This window comes from Azoarcus sp. TTM-91 (assembly GCF_012911025.1).
Taxonomy (GTDB): Bacteria; Pseudomonadota; Gammaproteobacteria; order Burkholderiales; family Rhodocyclaceae; genus Azoarcus.
Genome location: NZ_WUEI01000064.1, coordinates 1 through 16,762, shown reverse-complemented (window position 1 = coordinate 16,762; position 16,762 = coordinate 1). Strand labels below are relative to the sequence as shown.

At 68.4% G+C, this 16,762-nt stretch carries 15 protein-coding genes; 1 reads left to right on the top strand and 14 read right to left on the bottom strand.

The genetic code is table 11. The features are described from left to right. Nucleotides 1-483: 483 nt before the first annotated feature. The 11 genes from GRF61_RS16115 to GRF61_RS16065 form a co-directional block, all read right to left on the bottom strand. On the bottom strand, nt 484-2,067 hold the full coding sequence (locus GRF61_RS16115) for a cytochrome D1 domain-containing protein (protein WP_211166019.1): 1,584 nt from the start codon (nt 2,065-2,067) through the stop codon (nt 484-486). A gap of 239 nt (nt 2,068-2,306) precedes the next feature. Continuing rightward, nucleotides 2,307-3,587: a heme d1 biosynthesis radical SAM protein NirJ gene (nirJ, locus tag GRF61_RS16110; protein WP_169151651.1), complete on the bottom strand. Its 1,281-nt coding sequence runs from the start codon at nt 3,585-3,587 to the stop codon at nt 2,307-2,309. A gap of 103 nt (nt 3,588-3,690) precedes the next feature. After that, entirely contained in the window at nt 3,691-4,218 is a 528-nt protein-coding gene (locus tag GRF61_RS16105) for an AsnC family transcriptional regulator (protein ID WP_169151650.1), read from the bottom strand. Then, the gene (locus GRF61_RS16100) at nt 4,215-4,730 is read right to left on the bottom strand and encodes an AsnC family transcriptional regulator (protein WP_169151649.1); all 516 of its coding nucleotides are present in this window, start codon (nt 4,728-4,730) and stop codon (nt 4,215-4,217) included. The genes GRF61_RS16105 and GRF61_RS16100 overlap by 4 nt, the downstream gene beginning before the upstream one ends. Continuing rightward, on the bottom strand, nt 4,723-5,742 hold the full coding sequence (locus GRF61_RS16095; RefSeq protein ID WP_169151648.1) for an Lrp/AsnC family transcriptional regulator: 1,020 nt from the start codon (nt 5,740-5,742) through the stop codon (nt 4,723-4,725). The genes GRF61_RS16100 and GRF61_RS16095 overlap by 8 nt, the downstream gene beginning before the upstream one ends. A gap of 10 nt (nt 5,743-5,752) precedes the next feature. Continuing rightward, on the bottom strand, nt 5,753-6,949 hold the full coding sequence (locus GRF61_RS16090) for a cytochrome D1 domain-containing protein (RefSeq protein WP_169151647.1): 1,197 nt from the start codon (nt 6,947-6,949) through the stop codon (nt 5,753-5,755). Further along, nucleotides 6,946-7,314, bottom strand: coding sequence for a cytochrome c (locus GRF61_RS16085; RefSeq protein WP_169151646.1), 369 nt, complete (start codon nt 7,312-7,314; stop codon nt 6,946-6,948). Before GRF61_RS16085 ends, GRF61_RS16090 begins: the two co-directional genes overlap by 4 nt. A gap of 478 nt (nt 7,315-7,792) precedes the next feature. Then, complete coding sequence (locus GRF61_RS16080; RefSeq protein WP_133588299.1) at nt 7,793-8,146, bottom strand: plastocyanin/azurin family copper-binding protein; 354 nt, start codon at nt 8,144-8,146, stop codon at nt 7,793-7,795. Further along, a complete protein-coding gene (locus tag GRF61_RS16075; RefSeq protein WP_248281282.1) occupies nt 8,143-9,045 on the bottom strand; it encodes an ethylbenzene dehydrogenase-related protein in 903 nt (300 codons plus the stop codon). Before GRF61_RS16075 ends, GRF61_RS16080 begins: the two co-directional genes overlap by 4 nt. 55 nt (nt 9,046-9,100) lie before the next feature. Further along, nucleotides 9,101-9,721, bottom strand: coding sequence for a NapC/NirT family cytochrome c (locus tag GRF61_RS16070; RefSeq protein WP_169151645.1), 621 nt, complete (start codon nt 9,719-9,721; stop codon nt 9,101-9,103). An 88-nt stretch (nt 9,722-9,809) separates the two neighbouring features. Next, nucleotides 9,810-11,489, bottom strand: a complete 1,680-nt coding sequence (locus GRF61_RS16065) for a cytochrome D1 domain-containing protein (RefSeq protein ID WP_169151644.1) — start codon at nt 11,487-11,489, stop codon at nt 9,810-9,812. A gap of 151 nt (nt 11,490-11,640) precedes the next feature. On the opposite strand from GRF61_RS16065, the gene cobA reads away from it, so the two are divergent. After that, nucleotides 11,641-12,564, top strand: coding sequence for a uroporphyrinogen-III C-methyltransferase (gene cobA, locus GRF61_RS16060; protein ID WP_169151643.1), 924 nt, complete (start codon nt 11,641-11,643; stop codon nt 12,562-12,564). 6 nt (nt 12,565-12,570) lie between these two features. Here cobA and GRF61_RS16055 read toward each other — a convergent pair whose 3' ends face one another. From GRF61_RS16055 to GRF61_RS16045, 3 genes are all read right to left on the bottom strand, one after another. Continuing rightward, entirely contained in the window at nt 12,571-13,335 is a 765-nt protein-coding gene (locus GRF61_RS16055) for an SDR family oxidoreductase (protein ID WP_169151642.1), read from the bottom strand. Nucleotides 13,336-13,478: 143 nt separating this feature from the next. Next, nucleotides 13,479-15,953, bottom strand: a complete 2,475-nt coding sequence (locus GRF61_RS16050; protein WP_169151641.1) for an EAL domain-containing protein — start codon at nt 15,951-15,953, stop codon at nt 13,479-13,481. A 180-nt stretch (nt 15,954-16,133) separates the two neighbouring features. Continuing rightward, a complete protein-coding gene (locus tag GRF61_RS16045; protein ID WP_169151640.1) occupies nt 16,134-16,613 on the bottom strand; it encodes a nuclear transport factor 2 family protein in 480 nt (159 codons plus the stop codon). Nucleotides 16,614-16,762 lie beyond the last annotated feature (149 nt).

The window sequence follows — 16,762 nt, the reverse complement described above, 5'->3', positions numbered from 1 at the left end:
GGGGCTTTGTGATGGATCCAGTTATGTGGGAGCAACGAAGCGCGCGAAGACGTCGTTTTCTGCCAACGAGTCGCTCTTGGATCAGGCTGCCGATACGGAACGCTCGCAGTGCACGCGCGATCGCTCTTTTAGGGCACCTGATCGAGCGCCTCCCAAAGCCGCTTCGCGTAGCTGACGCCAGCGAGTCTTACTGTTTCGCTGGTGAAGTGCGCGCACCACAGGGTGGCCATGACTAGCGCCAAGAACAATGATATGCGCATCAGCGATGCACTGGGGTACGCCAGTATAACAATCCGAGGGCAAAGGCTACCGGTGTCAGCAACCAGCCTAGAGCGGACCTTCTCGGTAGCTGTCTTGGCCGACCGCTTAGGCCGAAATACTGCCGTACAAGGTCTTCATAGCTTTCTCATAATCTGCTCCTCTCAAGACATATCCTGGAGATCAACAACAGACTAGCCATCGTCCGGGCAAGCACCAGCCCCCTCAATGACTAGTCCCCTCCTCCCGCATGATCTTGTTCCACACGTTGTATTTCCCCACCGGTTTCCGCATCGGTATCCGCTTCACTTCCGTCAGGGTTTGCGCGTCGAACACGAGTAGCGCGCCGTCGTCTTCCCACAGGCTTGCGAGGGCGTAGCTGCCGTCGCGGGTGAATTCGACGTGGGCCAGGGTGCGGCCGGGTTGTTCGGTGAGTTCGTGGACGACTTTCAGCGTTTCCTTGTCGATCACCTGCAGCACGTGTTTGTACTCGGGGCTCATCATGGAATCGACGAAGGCGTAGCGGCTGTTTTCGTGGCTGCGGAGGAAGAAGCCGGGGCCGCGGGTGGGGATGCGGCGGACGACTTCGCGGCTTTGCAGGTCGATCACCGTTACCTCGGCGGCTTGCAGGTTGGTGCTGGCCATGACGCGGCGGCCGCGCCAGTCCCAGGTGATGCCGGAGCCGAGGTGGGGCATGCCGGCGAGCGGGAGGTCGGCGATCTTCTTGCGGGCGTCCAGGTTCACCACCTGGCCCTTGCCTTCGCGGGAGGCGCCCATGAGTTCGGCGTAGTCCTGGGTGAAGAAGAAGTCGTCCAGCGGATCGTTGAGTTGAGTGCGGCGCGGGTTGAGGTAGCCGGGGATGAAGGCGCCTTCGCGCTGGGCGTGGTCGTGGATGAGGCCGGCGGGGATTTCATCGGCGGCGGGGTCGTAGCTGATCTCCCACACTTCCGGCACGTCCTTGAGCGCGGCGATGAAGGCGTGGCGCGGGGTGGCGTCATACACGGCGGAGACGCGGGAGCTGTGCTTGCCGTCGCGGTCGCTCACTTCCAGCACCTTGAGCAGATTGAGGTCGCCATCCAGCAGCACCAGGGTGTGCGGCAGGTAGTTGGCGATGGCGATGTGGCGGCCATCCGGCGAGGCGGCCAGGTTGCGGGTGTTGATGCCGGCGCGCACTTCGGCCACCACCTTGAGGTTCCACAGGTCGTACTTGGTGACCCAGCCGTCGCGCGAGGCGAAGAAGACGTAGCGGCCGCCGTCGGCGAACTTCGGCCCGCCGTGCAGGGCGTGGCGGCTGGGGAAGCGGTGGATCACTTCCAGGCGGTCGCCGTCCAGCACCGAGACGTGGTGGTCGCCCGCCTCCACCACCAGGAAGAGGTTGAGGGGGTCGGCCTCGAACACCGGCCGCGCCGGCAGTTTCGCCGGCTCGGTATGCTGGATGCGGGAGGCGCGGATGTCGGCCTCGCGCCACACCGGCGCCGGCACCACCGGGGTGTAGATCCAGTCCACCAGCGCGGCCAACTGGTCCGCCGCCAGCGCCTGGCCGAAGCCGGCCATCTGGGTGGCCGGGCGGCCGTCGCGCACCACTTTCAGCGCCTCGCCCTTGCGCAGCCGCGACAGGTTTTCCGGCAGCAGCGCCGGGCCGATGCCACCCAGGCGGTCGGTGCCGTGGCAGGCGGCGCAGTGCAGCTGGTAGCTGGCCCTGGCGCCGTTGGCGGTCTCGCCGGTTGCGCCGGCCTCCGGCGCGGCATGGGCGGGTTTCAGCGATACGAACAGCAGGAAGACCAGCCACACGATGGCGAGGATGACCATGCGCTTGGCCGCCTTCGGCATGAGGGTGGAGGACGGCGCGGCGGGCGGCTGTGCGCTTCGCGGCGCGTCCTCTTCCCAGGGCTGCAGCGGCGGCGCGGCGTAGCTGCTCAAGGCTTCGTCCGGTTCGTAGGCGGCTTGCCGGCTGGGCCTGGACCTGCGGGCGAAACCGGCGGCCGGCTTGTCGCCTGCTCGCACATCGGGCGTCCCTTCCGCGCCGGTTTCCAACTGCGTCGTCTGCTTCATGCCTTCACTCCACTGGCTTTCGGGGCATTGCTTACGGGCGCCGGATGCAGCGTGCGCACATAGGGCGTGGTGCGCACCCGCTCGACCGCGCGGTCCGGCGTCAAGCCGATTTCTTCGTCGCTGAGATAGCAGCCGGGGTCTTCCGCCCAGACGTCGCCGGTGATCTGGCCGGCGCGCACCCGCGAGCTGCCGTTGCAGATGTCCAGGTGGGCGCACTGGCCGCAGCGGCCGCCAACGCGGCGCGGGTGCTGGCGCAGGCCGGCCATCAGCGGGTTGGAGAGATCGCGCCAGATGGCCGAGAACGGCCGCTCGCGCACATTGCCCAGCGCTTCGTGCCACCACATGGTGTCCGGGTGCACCACGCCGAGGTTGTCGATGTTGGCCACGTTCACCCCGCTGGCGTTGCCGCCCCACTGGCGCAGGCGGGCGGCCACCCGCCCGGCATGGGCGGGGAAATGGCGCCGCACCCAGTGCAGCAGGTAGATGCCGTCCGCATCGTTGTTGCCGCTGACGAATTCATGCGCCAGCCCGCGTTGCTGGCGCGACATGCAGGTTTCGAACAGCAGCTCCATCGCCCGGCGGGTGGTCTGGTGGCGGGCGTCGTCGGCGCGGTGCTTGTTGCCGCGGCCGGCGTAGTTGAGGTGGGAGAAGTAGAACTTGCTGATGCCTTCGTCTTCCGCCAGGCGCAGCAGCGGCGGCAGGTCGTGGGCGTTGTCCTCGGTCATGGTGTAGCGCAGGCCGACCTTGAGGCCGCGCGCCAGGCACAGGCGGATGCCGGTCATGGAGGCGTCGAAGGCGCCGGCCAGGCGGCGGAAGCGGTCGTGGGTAACGCCTATTCCGTCCAGGCTGACGCCGACGTAGTCGAAGCCGGCATCGGCGATGGCGCCGATGTTGTGCTCGCCGATCAGCGTGCCGTTGCTGGAGAGGCCGACGTAGAAGCCCAGGGCCTTGGCGCGGCGGGCGATGTCGAAGATGTCCGGCCGCAGCAGCGGTTCGCCGCCGGAGAGGATGAGCACCGGCACGCCGAAGGCCTTGAGGTCGTCCATCACCGTGTGAACTTCGGCGGTGCTCAGTTCGCCGGCGAAGTCGGTATCGGCGGAGATGGAGTAGCAGTGCTTGCAGGTGAGGTTGCAGCGGCGGATGAGGTTCCAGATCACCACCGGGCCGGTGGGCCTGGGAGTGGCGGGTGTGGCAGGAGTGCTGGGTGAGCGGGGTTCGGCGGCGGCCGGCGCTGCGAGCCGGTCGAGGTCGCGGATGAATTGGGAGATGCGGAACATGGCGGGCCCCGTCTGGCAGTCTGCGGCGGTGAAGGCGGCGGCGCGTGTGGCTGCGTTGCCGCCGGATTACAACGGCCAGCACGCGGCGGCGGAATGATGCGGATCAATCCCGCAGCCGCAGGCCGGTCTTTTTCAGGATGGCGGTGGAGAACAGCACCTCGTGGCCACGCAGGCGGCCGGTGAAGTCGCGCATGAGCAGCAACAGGATGTCAGCGACATGGCGCCTCACCTCCTCCCGCGAGCCGCCATGCACCATGGCGAACAGGTTGTAGGGCCAGTGCGGCCGGTGGCGCGGGCGGCGGTAGCAGTGGGTGACGCAGGCCAGCGCGCCGATGCGCTCGCCTGCGGCGTCCACCACTTCGTCATCCACGTCCCATACGCTCATGCCGTTGGCGGTGTAGCCCAGCGCGTAGTGGTTGGGCACCGCGCCGATGCGGCGGATGAGGCCGTTCTCCAGCATCGCGGCCAGGCGGGCGGCGACTTCCGCTTCGCCGATGCCCAGCTGCTCGGCGATCGCCAGATAGGGTTGCGGCACCAGCGGCAGGCCGCCCTGGGTGGCGCGGATGAGGCGGCGGTCGGTTTCGTCCAGCAGCGGGCCGGCGGATATGAGCTTGGACGTGGACGCGTTCATCGTGCCTCCAGGCGCATGCCGACGAAGTATTCGCGTTCCTTGGGGAACAGATGCACCGCCACGCCGGTGGCCGCTTCGATGCGGCGGGCGCAGTCGGCGATGCCGGCGGGCGTTTCGGTGGCGAGCACGAACCACATGTTGAGGCGGTGCTCGCGGCGGTAGTTGTGCGCGACCTCGTCATGGCTGTTCACCTGAGCCAGCACCCGCTCCCAGTACGCGTCCGGCACCGCCATCGCCGCCAGGCAGAAGGCGCCGCCGGCGCGCTCGATCTGGAACATCGGGCCGAAGCGGGACAGCACGCCGGCATCCAGCAGGCGGCGCAGGCGGGCGAGGAGCTCCGCCTCGTCCACGCCCAGCGTCCGCGCCACCGCTTCATAGGGGCGCGCCACCAGCGGGAAACCACCCTGCAGTTCGTTGATGAGGCGGCGGTCGATATCGTCCAGCGCGGGGCGCGCGGCGCCACAAGAGGAAACGCCAGGGGCATGCCGGCCCGCGTGGCTGTGCTCAGGCATGGGCCGTTTCCTCCCGCACACCCGATGCTGCCGCGTCCGGCATGTAGTGCGCGCCGCACTGCTTGAAGCGGCGGCGGCTGAACAGCACCGCGTGCGGCCAGCGGTCCAGCGCCAGGCGGTCGGCGATCGCGGCGCGCCGGGCCAGCACCTCGGCGCGAGCCTTGCCGTGGATCATGCAGAACAGGTTGTAGCGCCACTGCGGCAGCGCGCGGCGGCGGCGGTAGCACAGGGTGACGCCGGCCTCGGCGCCGAGGCGGCGGCCAAGATCGGCCACTTCCTCGTCCGCCACATCCCACACGCACATGGCATTGGCGGCATAGCCCAGCTCGTGGTGCCGCACCACCACGCCGAAGCGGCGCAGCAGGCCGGAGAGCAGCCAGCCATCCACCATGGCGCACACCGCCGCGCCGGACAGGCCGAGCCGTTCGCCCACCGCCGCGTACGGCCGCGCGACCGCCGGCAGGCCATGCTGCAGTACGCCCAGCAGCGCGCGCTCGCCTTCCGCCAGCCGACAGGGCGCGGCGGCCTGCCAGGGCGTTTGCACCTGCCGCCCGCCGCATTCGGGGCGGAAGCCGAGATCGAAGCCAAGGTCGATGTGGTAGGCCTCTTCCATCGGCAGCAGCAGCGGCGCGCAGCCGGTGGCGACGGCGATGCGCTCCACCGTTTCCTGCAACTGCGCCGCGCTGCCGGCGGTGGCGACGAACCACAGGTTGTAGAGATGCTCGCGCTCGTAGTTGTGATTGACCGCGCTGAGCTGGCTCACCCGCGCCGCCACCTCCGCCAGCCGTGCCGACGGCACCGCCAGCGCCACCAGCGCGCTGGCGCCCACCCGGCCGCTGGCCACCACCGGGCCGATGCGGCTCACCGTGCCTTCGTGCAGCCACGCGCGGTAGGCGGCCAGCACCGCCTCCGCGTCCATGCCGACGGTCTGTGCCAGCTCTGCGTAAGGCTTTTCCACGCGGGGGAAGTCATGCTGCCAGTCGTTGAGCAGGCGGAAGTGGGCGGCGTCCATGATGTCCGCCTCAGAAACCGGTGCGCGCCGCGCGGCTGGTGAAGAAGATGCCGCTGGGCTTGGCCGCCGGCAGTTCGGCCAGCGGGCGGCGGGTCTCGGTGTCGTACACCACCACCTTGTCGTCGTCGCGGGCGGAGACCCACACCGCTTCGCCGCGCGGGGTGAATTCCATGTGCAGCACCGCCCTGCCCGGCTCCAGGGTCTCCACCACGCTGCGGCTTTCGGTGTCTATGACCTGCAGCTTGCCGTTGTCCGGGAAGGCGAAATTCACCCACACCTGGCGGCCATCCGGCCGCGCCATGACGAACACCGGCTGGCTGTGCACCGGCACCCGCGCCACCTCGCGCCAGTCGCGGGTATCCACCACCAGCACCTCATGGCGGCCGATGGCGGGCAGCCAGGCGTAGTCGCCGGCCACCGCCCAGCCGCGCAGGTGCGGCATCTTGTACACCGGCAGCGGCTGCTCGCCGCGGCCGTAGCCGGAGAGGATCTTGCGCACGCCCTGCTCCGGGTGCCACAGGTCCAGCAGCGCGAGGCCGTCTTCGCCGAACAGGCCGGCGATGAAGTGGCGGCCGTCTGGCGTCACCAGTGCGTCATAGGGCTGGTGGCCGGCGGGGTAGCGCTGGGTGCGCGGCTTGCGCGGGTCGGAAAGGTCCGTCACCCAGATCTCGCCAGCCTCGAACAGCGCATAGGCGAAGCGCTGGCCGGGCAGATCGGCCAGGCCGACCACCTTGGAGCGGAAGCCGGGCGCGTATTCCGCCGGCACCTCGGAGAGCGGCTCCAGGGTGTCGGCGTCGAACACCCGGATGCCGCCGGGATCGTAGTTCTGCGCCACCACCAGCCGGCCGTCCTGCGAGATGGAGCCGCCGATGGAGTTGCCCGCCTGCACCACCCGGCGGTCGATGCGGCCCAGCAGCAGATCCACCTTGGCCAGCCCGCCGTCGCGGCCGAACACATAGCCGTAGCGGCCGTCGCGGGAATAGGTGACGTGCGCATGGGAGAGATCGCCCAGCCCTTGCACCGTGGCCAGCCGGCTGCGGCCGGTGGTTTCCACCACCGCCACCTGGCCGCTGGCGCGCTCGATGACCAGGCCAAGGTCGCCGGTGCCGCGCGGCGCCGGCGTGCTGCTACAGGCGGCGAGCAGGAGGGTGGCAAGCGCGACGGCGCACAGTTGCGGCAATGACAGGCGGGGCAGGCGGATCGTCATTGCCCGCCTCCATCCTGCGGAAAGCCGGCGATCAGCTGGCGCACCACCCACTCGGCCTCCGGCGCGCTGACGAAGCGCGACCAGCCGGGCATCGCGGTGCCGGGGCGGCCGTCCATGATGGTGCCGACCAGCAGTTCCACCGGCTTCTCCGCCACCGCCGCCGGCAGCAGCGCCGGCCCCAGGCCACCGGCCAGGCTGAGGCCATGACAGGAGCCGCAATCCTGCCGCACCAGCCGGACCAGTTCCCGCTGGCGCTCGGGTTGCGGCTCGCCACCGCCGGCGACCGAGGCGGACGCATAGGCGGAGGCGAAGGCCACACAGAGCAGCACGGCGACATGCAGCGCGAGAGGGGGCAGCTTGTTCATGACGGGCTTCCTGCTGACATGCAATGCGGCTCAAGATGAACCTGCGGCGCGGCGAAAACTTTGACTCGTATCAACGCGGCGGAGGCGGTGAACTGCAGGGGCGCATGGCGGGCGGGAAAGGCGGTTCGCGGAAGGCGGAAAAGCGGCGCACGCCGGCGTCGCACCGCTTTCCTTTCGTCAGCAGGAGAGGCTCCCTCGGCGCGCCGACTGAGCATGCAGCGGCTGAAAGCCCTCAGCCGGCTCGGGGCTGGCGATGTCGGAACACAGTGCCCGCGATGCCCTTCGACTTCGCTCAGCGCGAACGGTGTTCCCGGGTTGAGCGTTGTTCATCAAGCCGGCAACCCATCACAGGAAGCCGTTCACCCTGAGCCTGTCGAAGGGCCTTGCTGGGGCGTGCCAGCCCTGAGCCCACCAAAGGGCCCGCCCCTCTCCCGCCACAGGACTCATCCCAACGAAGCCGGAGTGTCCAGCCACCAGATCAACGCTGCCCGCGCACCACCACCCTGCCCTTCATCTCCGGATGCGGGCCGCAGTGGTAGGCGAACTCGCCCTCCGCCTCGAAGGTGTGCGACCAGCTTTCGCCGGGGAAGAAGCGCTCCGACTCCTGGCCGCTGGCGTCGAACAGCACCGAGTGGCTGACGCGCTTCTCGCGGTTGCTCCAGGTCACCGTGTCGCCCGGCTGTATGGTCAGCTCCGCCGGGCGGTAGGCGTAGTCCACCACCTCCACCCGGTGCTCCGCGCCCCAGGCCGGCGAGGCCAGCAGCAGCAAGGCCGCCGCCAGCGCCGCCAGGGCACAGCCCGCGCCACGGCCGCAAGGCCCCGGGGGCTTCATTGCTTGCTCGCGACCACGTCCGCCTTGGTGTCTATGCCCAGCTTGTAACCCAGCGACACCTGGTGGAAGCGGCCCGCGGCGTGATCGTCATGGATGGCGAAGCCGAAGTTGTAGACCTGGCCCGGCGCCAGCGTGACGTCGCCTTCGCCGCCGGCGAACTTGCGGGCGAAGGTCACCGTCCAGGTGTCGCCGTCCAGCTTGCCCTCGGCGGCCACCAGCGCCTTGCCGCCTTCCATGACGCGGGCGTCGGCCACGTAGCCGTCGTAGCCCTTCTTCTCGCCGCTGCGCCATTGCACCAGGTCGTAGAACACGCCACCGGCCAGCGAGCCGTTCTTCACATACTTCTTCTTGGTGTCCGCCGCGCCCGGCATGGTGCGCGAATCCGCGTGGCAGCTCGCCCAGCAGCCGCTCTGGCCGGCGCCTTCCACCTTGCCGGCGTCCAGCATGAAGGCGATCTTCACCGGGTTCTTGTCGTCCATCCTGGCGCCGCCGGCCGGCTTGGGCTGCTTCCACGAGAAGCGCAGGTAGAGGGTGTCGCCGTCATGCGCGGCGCGCACCTGCACCGGAATGGAGCCGGCCTTGCCGGCGATGGGCGCCGGCTCCAGCTTCTGGCCGCTGACGATGAGCTGGCCCATCTTGGCGGTTTCCTCGCTGTGGCAATCGGCACAGGCGTCGCCCTTGCGCAGCGCCCGCGCGCCGCCGTGCTCGGTACCCTTGGTGATCCACTCCATCGCCGCCACGCCGGGGTAGAACAACGTGACCGAGGTGGCGGGTACCTTGCTCCAGTCCGCCGGCGCGGCCGCCCCCGCCGGGTTCCCCGCCAGCATGCAGAGCAGGCCCAGGCCCGCCGCGCCCGCCGTCCATTTCAGTTCCATTGCCGCCGTCGCTCTCTTGCTCATCTTCCTTCTCCTTCAGGGCGGTCGCGGCGCCTGCGCGCCGGGGCCGCGGGCTGGCTCATTCCTCGTCTTCCTCGGTCATGCCCGAGGGTTTGTGGTGCGCGATGCCCTTGTGGCAGTCGATGCAGGTCATGTTGTCCTCGCGCGCCATCTCGTGCTGCTTGCGCGCACGTTGCTGCTGCTTCTCGCTGTTCATGCTTTCCAGGCTGTGGCAGTTGCGGCATTCGCGGGAGTCGGCGGCCTTCATGCGCGCCCATTCGCGCCGCGCCAGCTGCAAGCGCTTGGCCTCGAACTTCTCCGCCGTGTCTATGCTGCCGGTGAGCTTGCCGTAGAGCTCGCGGGAGGCCTGCACCTTGCGGATCATCTTGTGCGTCCAGTCCTTGGGCACATGACAATCGGCACATACCGCGCGCACACCGGTGCGGTTGGAGTAGTGGATGGTCTGCTTGTACTCCTGGTAGACGTTGTCATACATCTCGTGGCAGCCGATGCAGAAAGCCTCGGTGTTGGTCGCCTCCATCGCGGTGTTGAAGCCGCCCCAGAAGGCGACGCCGACGACGAAGCCGGCCACCAGCAGCGTGCCCAGCGACCAGCGCGCGCTGGGCCGGCGCAGCCGGGCGAACAGGCCGCCGCGGCGTCCGCCCTCCGGCGTGCCGCCCTTGTTGTTTTGCTCGCTCATGTCTTCATTCCACTGGATGACGATGCCCGCCGCGCCGGTGGCCGCCGCCCGCCGGCTGCGCGGGAGGCGGCACCGGCGCGGCCGGGGATCAATAGACGTCGTGCATGGTGTTGAAGACGTTGAACTTGCCGGTCGGCGTGACCACCGCCGGATCGGTGATCACCTTCTTCAGCTTCAGCGTCTTGTCGTCGTAGATGACGATGGCGGACTGGTCGGTCTTGCCGCCCCACAGCGAGATCCACACTTCGTCGCCGGCCAGGTTGTACTCGGGCTGGACGGCGCGGCGGACGGCGGTGGTTTCAGGCAGGCCGGAATCCTTGGCGACGTTGAGCTGCACCGGCGCCTTGTTGAGGTCACCCATGTCGAACACATAGACGGACTCGGCCACCTCGCGCTCTGGGTTCATCGGCGCGTCCGCCCAGAAGTGGTTGGATTTCGGATGCGTCTTGACGAACAGGTTGCCGGCGCCCGGCATCTTCAGCTCCTGCACCACCTTCCAGTTGTTGCCCTTGTACTTGGCGTACCTGGCTTCTTCCGATGGCGTGGAGATCAGCGACACCACCGCGTCGCCCAGGTGGCCGGTGGCCCACACCGGACCGTACTGCGGGTGGATGAAGTTGGCGCCACGGCCAGGGTGGGGAATCTTGGCGGTATCGACCAGGGCGGCGAGCTTGCCGGTCTTGGTATCCACCGCCGCCACCTTGTTGGAGGCGTTGGCGGCGACCATGAAGTAGCGCTTGGAACCATCCCAGCCGCCGTCATGCAGGAACTTGGCGGATTCGATGGTGGTGGTCTTGAGGTTCTTCAGGTCGGTGTAGTCCACCAGCAGGATCTGGCCGGTTTCCTTCACGTTGACCACCCACTCCGGCTTGGTCATCGAGGCCACGATGGAGGCGACGCGCGGTTCCGGGTGGTACTCGCCATCCACCGTCTGGCCGCGGGTGGAGACGATCTTGATCGGCTCCAGGGTCTCGCCATCCATGATGGAGTACTGGGGCGGCCAGTAGGTGCCACCGATCAGGTACTTGTCCTCGTAGCCCTTGAACTTGGAGACGTCCACCGAGCGTGCATCCGAGCCCAGGCGCACCGAGGCCACCGTGGTCGGCTCCTCGAACCACATGTCGATGATGGTGGTGAGGCCGTCGCGGCCCACCGTATACACATAGCGGCCGGAGGCGGAGAGGCGGGAGATGTGTACCGCGTAGCCGGTATCCAGCACCTTCCAGATCTTGTGGGTGTCGCCGTCGATCAGGGCCAGCTTGCCGGCGTCGCGCAGGGTGACGGCGAACACGTTCTGCAGGTTGATCTTGTTCATCTGCCGGGTCGGACGCTTGTCCTTGGGCACGATGAGCTTCCAGCTGTCGCGCATGTCCTTCAGGGAGAATTCCGGCGGCGCATCCGGCGTTTGCTGGATGTAGCGCGCCATCAGGTTGATTTCCTTCTCGCTGAGGATGTCGTCGTAATTCACCATGCCGCCGTCGGTACCGTAGGCAATGATGCGTTCCAGGCGGTTGGTGCCCAGCTTCAGCGTGCCGCCCTCGACCTTGTTTCCATCCTGCAGCGTCTTCGTCCAGTGCGGTTCCAGGTTCTTGCCGGTGGCGCCCTTGCGCAGCACGCCGTGACAGCCTGCGCAGCGTTCGAAGTAGATCTGCTTGGCCTGCGCGCGCTCCGCATCCGTCATTTCCGGCGCGGCATCCGCCCATGCAATAGACATGGACGCCGGTAGCGCAGCCAACGCAAAAGTACCCACTAAGGTCTTCAATTTCATGCTTTTTCTCCCTCAAGACTGCTGCTGCAGGTTCATCAATCAAGCAGGGCGGACTCTGTACCCCTACAAAATTTAAGTCTTTAACTTCAGTCAATTTCAGCGGGTCGGCCCGGCTGCTAGAGTCGCCACCAAGCTCTTGCATGAGGGAATCATGGTGAATGCCCGATACCGCGACACCTGTAGCCAGATCTCCGTGCAGGAGACACTCGCCCGCCTCGCCTTCCGGCCGCCGGCCTGTATCCCGAAGGCATTTCCGGTGGAGCCGCCGGCAGCCGGCGGCCTGCCGCACGGCAGCGCCCGCTGCGGCTGGGTGAGCCTGGTCGGCGCCGGTCCGGGCGACCCGGAACTGTTGACGCTGCGTGCGGCGCGGCGCATCGCCGAGGCGGAGGTGGTGGTCTATGACAATCTGGTCGGCAGCGGCGTACTCGACCTCATCCCGGAGGATGCCCAGCGCATCTACGTCGGCAAGGAAGCCGGCCGGCATGCGCTGCCGCAGGGAGACATCAACCGCCTGCTGCTGCGGCTGGCGCGGCAAGGCTTGCGGGTGGTACGGCTGAAGGGCGGCGATCCCTTCATCTTCGGCCGTGGCGGCGAGGAGATGGAAACGCTGGCGGCGGCCGGCGTGGTGTGCGAGGTGGTGCCCGGCATCACCGCCGCCTCCGGCATGGCCGCTTGTACCGGCATTCCACTGACCCACCGGGAACATGCGCAGACGCTGGTGTTCGCCACCGGCCACTTGAAGGACGGCACGGTGAACCTGGACTGGACCGCCCTCGCCCGCCCGCAGCAGACGGTGGTGATCTACATGGGGCTGGGGGCGCTGGAGCTGATCTGCGACGCGCTGATCGCCCACGGCCTGCCGGCGGATACGCCGGCGGCGGTGGTGCATGCCGCCTCCACCCCGCAGCAGCGCATCGTCGGCCAGCCGCTGGCCGCCCTGCCGGCGGCGGTGCGCGCGGCCGGGCTGGGCTCGCCCTCGCTGATCGTGATCGGCAGCGTCACCCGCCTGCACGAGGTGCTGCAGCCGGCGATGCCGCAACGGGCGCCGGCGCCGGCTGCGGCGGTTCCGGCCTGAGGGGCTTCAGCTGCGGTTGATGGAGACGCCGCCATCCACCAGCATCGCCGCGCCGGTCATGAAGGAGGATTGCGGCGAGGCGAGGAACAGCGCGGCCTGCGCCAGTTCCTCCGGCCGGGCGATGCGCTTGAGCGCATGCAGGGCGGCGACCGCGGCCATTGCTTCCGGCGTGGTGCTCATCTGCGCGCCCATCGGGGTGTCGGTGCCGCCCGGCAGCAGGGCATTCACCCGCAGGCCCTGCGGGCCGAACTCGGCGGCCAGGGTCTGCACCAGGCCGATCAGCCCGGCCTTGCTGGCCGCATAGGCGGCGGTGCCGGGAAAGCCGACCGTATGGCCGACGAAGGTGGAGGTGAAGATGAGGGAGCCGCCGCCGCGCGCCAGCATCGCCGGGATCTGGTGGCGGGCGCCCAGGAAGGCGCTGGTGAGATTGGTTTCCAGCGTGCGCCGCCAGCCCTCCAGCGAAACCCCGGTGGTCGGCCCCAGTTCGCCCAGTGTGCCGGCGTTGTTGAAAGCGATGTCCAGCCCGCCGTAGATTTCCCGCGCCATGTCCACCGCCCGCCCTGCGGTGGCCTCCTCCGCCACGTCGCCTGCCAGCGCCACCGCACGGCCGCCGGCGGCGGCGATCTCCGCCACCAGGGCGGCCAGTTCGACCTCCCGGCGGGCAACCAGCACCAGCGCCGCGCCCTCTTCGGCGAACAGCCGCGCCGCCGCCTGGCCTATGCCGGAACTCGCGCCGGTGATGATCGCCGTCTTGTCGCTCAGTTTGCCCATGTCTGCTTCTCCTTCGAATTCGGGGAGAAGGCAGTTTCGATGCAGGGGAAGGACGGCGGAAACCCGCTTCTTGCGGTCGAACCCGGAGCGCGGAGGGCCCGCGCAGGCGGGACTTGCGGTGGCCGCCGCAGGGCGGGCGGCCCTCAGACGCTGAGCGCCTCCAGCCTGCCGTCCACCGCCCATTCCTCCGGCGGCCGCGGCCGGCCATAGGCGTAGCCCTGCAGCAGCACGCAGCCCAGCTGGCGCAGCAGCGCCGCCTGCTCGGCCGTCTCCACGCCCTCGGTGACTACCGCCAGTTCCAGGTCGGCTGCCATGGACACCACCGCGCGCACGATCTTCTGGTCCGAGCCGTTGGTGAGGATGTTGCGCACGAAGGAGCGGTCGATCTTGATGATGTTCACCATGTAGTTCGACAGGTAGCCCATGGAGGCGTAGCCGGTGCCGAAGTCGTCGATGGCGATGCGCACGCCCTGGTCGCGCAAGCGCGCCAGCGCATGGGTAACCGCATGCACGTCGCCCAGCAGCATGTCCTCGGTCACTTCCAGCACCAGCCGGTCCGGCGGCACGCCTTCGGCGGCGAGGATCTCGACCAGGCGGGTGGAAAACTCGTCCGCATAGATGTCGCTCACCGACACGTTCACCGCCAGGTAGGGCTGGCCGTGAGCGCACAGGTGTGGCACGAAGGCGCGGCAGGCGACGCGCAGCACCAGTTGGGTGAGCTGGCCGATGCGGCCGGATTCGATGGCGGCGCGAATGAACTCCACCGGTGGAATGGGGCCGAGGTCCGCATGGGTCCACCGCGCCAGCGCCTCGAAACCGGCGATGCGGCCGCTGTCGCTATCGACGATGGGCTGGAAATGCACGCCGATCTCGCCGCGTTCCAGTGCCAGCTGCAAGGCGGCCTCGATCTGGAACTGGCGCACCGCACGTTCATGGATGCCGCTGTCGAACAGCACCACCTGGGCGCGGCCGGAGCGCTTGGCTTCATACATGGCGGTATCCGCCTCGCGCAGCAGGCGTTCATGCTCGTCGGTGCCGCCCGGCGCGATGCTCATACCGAAGGCAGCGGAAACCGGAATGCGCCGGCCCTTGATGAGGAAGGGCTCCACCAGCATCTTGCTGCAGCGCTCGCGCACGCCCTCCAGCGCTGCATCGCCGTCGCAGCGGGTGACGATGACGAAGGAGTCGCCGCTGAAACGCACCAGCAGTTCATCGCTCAACAGCCACTGCTTCAGCCTCAGCGCCACCTCTGCCACCAGTTCGTCGCCGAAGGAGTGGCCGTAGGTGTCGTTCACCAGCTTGAAGCGGTTGAGATCCAGCATCACCAGCGCCAGGCTCTTGCCCTCCGGCACGCGCGCCGCCAGGTGCTCCATCAGCCAGCGCCGGTTGGGCAGGCCGGTGAGTTCGTCATGGGTGGCCTGGTAGCGCAGGGCGGCCTGGCGCTCCGCCTGCATGCGGCTGCGTAGCAGCAACCCGATCAACGTCAGCAGCAGCAGGGTGACCAGGATGGCAATGGCGATGAGCTGGCCGCGGTACTCCGGGTCGAAGATCGAGGGCGGCGCATTGAGCAGCGTGCTGCCCTCGGGCAGCTTGCGGGTGGGGATGCCGAGCCGCCGCAGCTCCTTGTAGTCGAAGACCAGTACCAGCGGCGCGTCATAGACGTAGGGGATGGCGGCCGGGTCTTCGCCCGCCAGCACCCGGACGGCGAGGCCGGCGGTGACGCGGCCGGTTTCCAGGCCGCTGTTCATGTAGCCGCCGACAGCACCGTAGCCGACCGTGCGATCGAGGTCGGAATACAGCGGCAGCGCGGTGCGCGCCCGCAGGTAGGCCACCACCTCCTCCGAGCCCAGCGTGCGCCCGCCGGGGCTCTCCGGCATGGAGCCGAAAGCGAAGATCAGCGTTTTCTCCGGCAGTGCCTGCAGCCGCGGCGCGATCTGCGCCAGGTTGTCCACCACCCAGTGATCCACCGGCAGTTCCACCTGCATCGCATCCAGCGCCCGCCGCAGCGTTTCGCGGGTGCCGGCGCCGGTTTCGTCCGCCGCAGTGAGGAAAAGCAGCCTGCCGGCATCCTCGTGCAGCATGCGCGCCAGCCTCAGGGTGCGTTCCAGCTCGAAGCGCTCCGCGACGCCGGTGACGCCGGCCCGGCCGCCAACGATGGGCACCGGATCGCCGTTGACGCCGCAGAACACGATGGGCGTGCCGGCGAGCGGTCCGCTGTCCTGCAGGGCGAACTCGAGAGCGTTGTTATCTACCGTGATGACGAGATCGAAGCGCTGGCCGCGGTACTTCTCATCCAGGTAGGTGGTGAAGAGCTGGCGCTGGGCAGCCTCCGGGTAACGGCGGGAATCCATCCACTCCACATGGAACACCGGCCGTTGGGCATTGCCCACGCCATGCCACTCATCTATCCCTTTCAGGATAGTGTCTTCCCAACTGTGGCCGTGGTGGTACGACATGAGCACCAGCACATGGGCGCGTGGCGCCGTTCCTTCCACACGTGCCGCCGACACCGCCAGCGGCAGGGCCAGCAGCAGCCAGAATATTGCGAGGCGGCCGGCGAGGCGCGGAAAAGAACGAAAGAACACACCCGTCATGATGCCCCGCGAAGTGACCGTCATTGCGGCCATTCTTGCACAGGACAACGGCAAGAGGTTGTCGCGTCGCAGCAGATGCGCCGGGTGGAAACGCCGGGCGGCGGCGCCCGCTCTATCACCACTGGCGGAGCGGGGTGCAAGGCCGGAGGCGGGGCGGCGGACCACTGCCGCCGCGGTGCCGCCGTCCTCGCCCCGAGCCCCTGTTTACAGGCCCAGTTCGCTCAACCCCGGGTGGTCGTCCGGCCGGCGGCCCTGGGGCCAGTGGAACTTGCGTTCGCTCTCCTTGATCGGCAGGTCGTTGATGGAGGCGTGGCGGCGGCGCATCAGGCCGGCGGCATCGAACTCCCAGTTTTCGTTGCCATAGGCGCGGAACCAGTTGCCGGCGTCATCCCGCCACTCGTAGGCGAAGCGCACCGCGATGCGCTCACCCTCCGTCGCCCACAGTTCCTTGATCAGGCGGTAATCCAGTTCGCGGGCCCACTTACGGCGCAGGAACTCGACGATCTGTGCCCGGCCGGTGACGAACTCCGCGCGATTGCGCCAGCGGCTGTCCTCGGTGTAGGCCAGCGCCACCCGCTCGGGATCGCGGGAATTCCAGGCGTCTTCGGCGAGGCGGACCTTGACGATGGCGCTGTCGTGGGTGAAAGGCGGCAGGGGCGGGCGGCTTTGTTCGTTGGCGCTCATTGAGGCGACTCCTGGTCGTGGCGAGACCCGCGGGCGGGTCTGCGGCGGGGAACATGGAAGTGAAGCGGAAGTGGTGCAGGCTGGCCGGGCCGAGGTACGATACAGACCTGTCTCCCACTCTTATGTAGACAGGTCTGTCTGTCAACGCC

Coding starts and splice junctions, on each gene's coding strand:
- GRF61_RS16045 (WP_169151640.1), bottom strand. CDS start 16,613: ATGAGCGCCAACGAACAAAGCCGCCCGCCCCTGCCGCCTTTCACCCAC.
- GRF61_RS16080 (WP_133588299.1), bottom strand. CDS start 8,146: ATGAAGCCCCCGGGGCCTTGCGGCCGTGGCGCGGGCTGTGCCCTGGCG.
- nirJ (WP_169151651.1), bottom strand. CDS start 3,587: ATGTTCCGCATCTCCCAATTCATCCGCGACCTCGACCGGCTCGCAGCG.
- cobA (WP_169151643.1), top strand. CDS start 11,641: ATGGTGAATGCCCGATACCGCGACACCTGTAGCCAGATCTCCGTGCAG.
- GRF61_RS16065 (WP_169151644.1), bottom strand. CDS start 11,489: ATGAAATTGAAGACCTTAGTGGGTACTTTTGCGTTGGCTGCGCTACCG.
- GRF61_RS16055 (WP_169151642.1), bottom strand. CDS start 13,335: ATGGGCAAACTGAGCGACAAGACGGCGATCATCACCGGCGCGAGTTCC.
- GRF61_RS16105 (WP_169151650.1), bottom strand. CDS start 4,218: ATGAACGCGTCCACGTCCAAGCTCATATCCGCCGGCCCGCTGCTGGAC.
- GRF61_RS16095 (WP_169151648.1), bottom strand. CDS start 5,742: ATGGACGCCGCCCACTTCCGCCTGCTCAACGACTGGCAGCATGACTTC.
- GRF61_RS16100 (WP_169151649.1), bottom strand. CDS start 4,730: ATGCCTGAGCACAGCCACGCGGGCCGGCATGCCCCTGGCGTTTCCTCT.
- GRF61_RS16050 (WP_169151641.1), bottom strand. CDS start 15,953: ATGACGGTCACTTCGCGGGGCATCATGACGGGTGTGTTCTTTCGTTCT.
- GRF61_RS16085 (WP_169151646.1), bottom strand. CDS start 7,314: ATGAACAAGCTGCCCCCTCTCGCGCTGCATGTCGCCGTGCTGCTCTGT.
- GRF61_RS16075 (WP_248281282.1), bottom strand. CDS start 9,045: ATGAGCAAGAGAGCGACGGCGGCAATGGAACTGAAATGGACGGCGGGC.
- GRF61_RS16115 (WP_211166019.1), bottom strand. CDS start 2,067: ATGGTCATCCTCGCCATCGTGTGGCTGGTCTTCCTGCTGTTCGTATCG.
- GRF61_RS16090 (WP_169151647.1), bottom strand. CDS start 6,949: ATGACGATCCGCCTGCCCCGCCTGTCATTGCCGCAACTGTGCGCCGTC.
- GRF61_RS16070 (WP_169151645.1), bottom strand. CDS start 9,721: ATGAGCGAGCAAAACAACAAGGGCGGCACGCCGGAGGGCGGACGCCGC.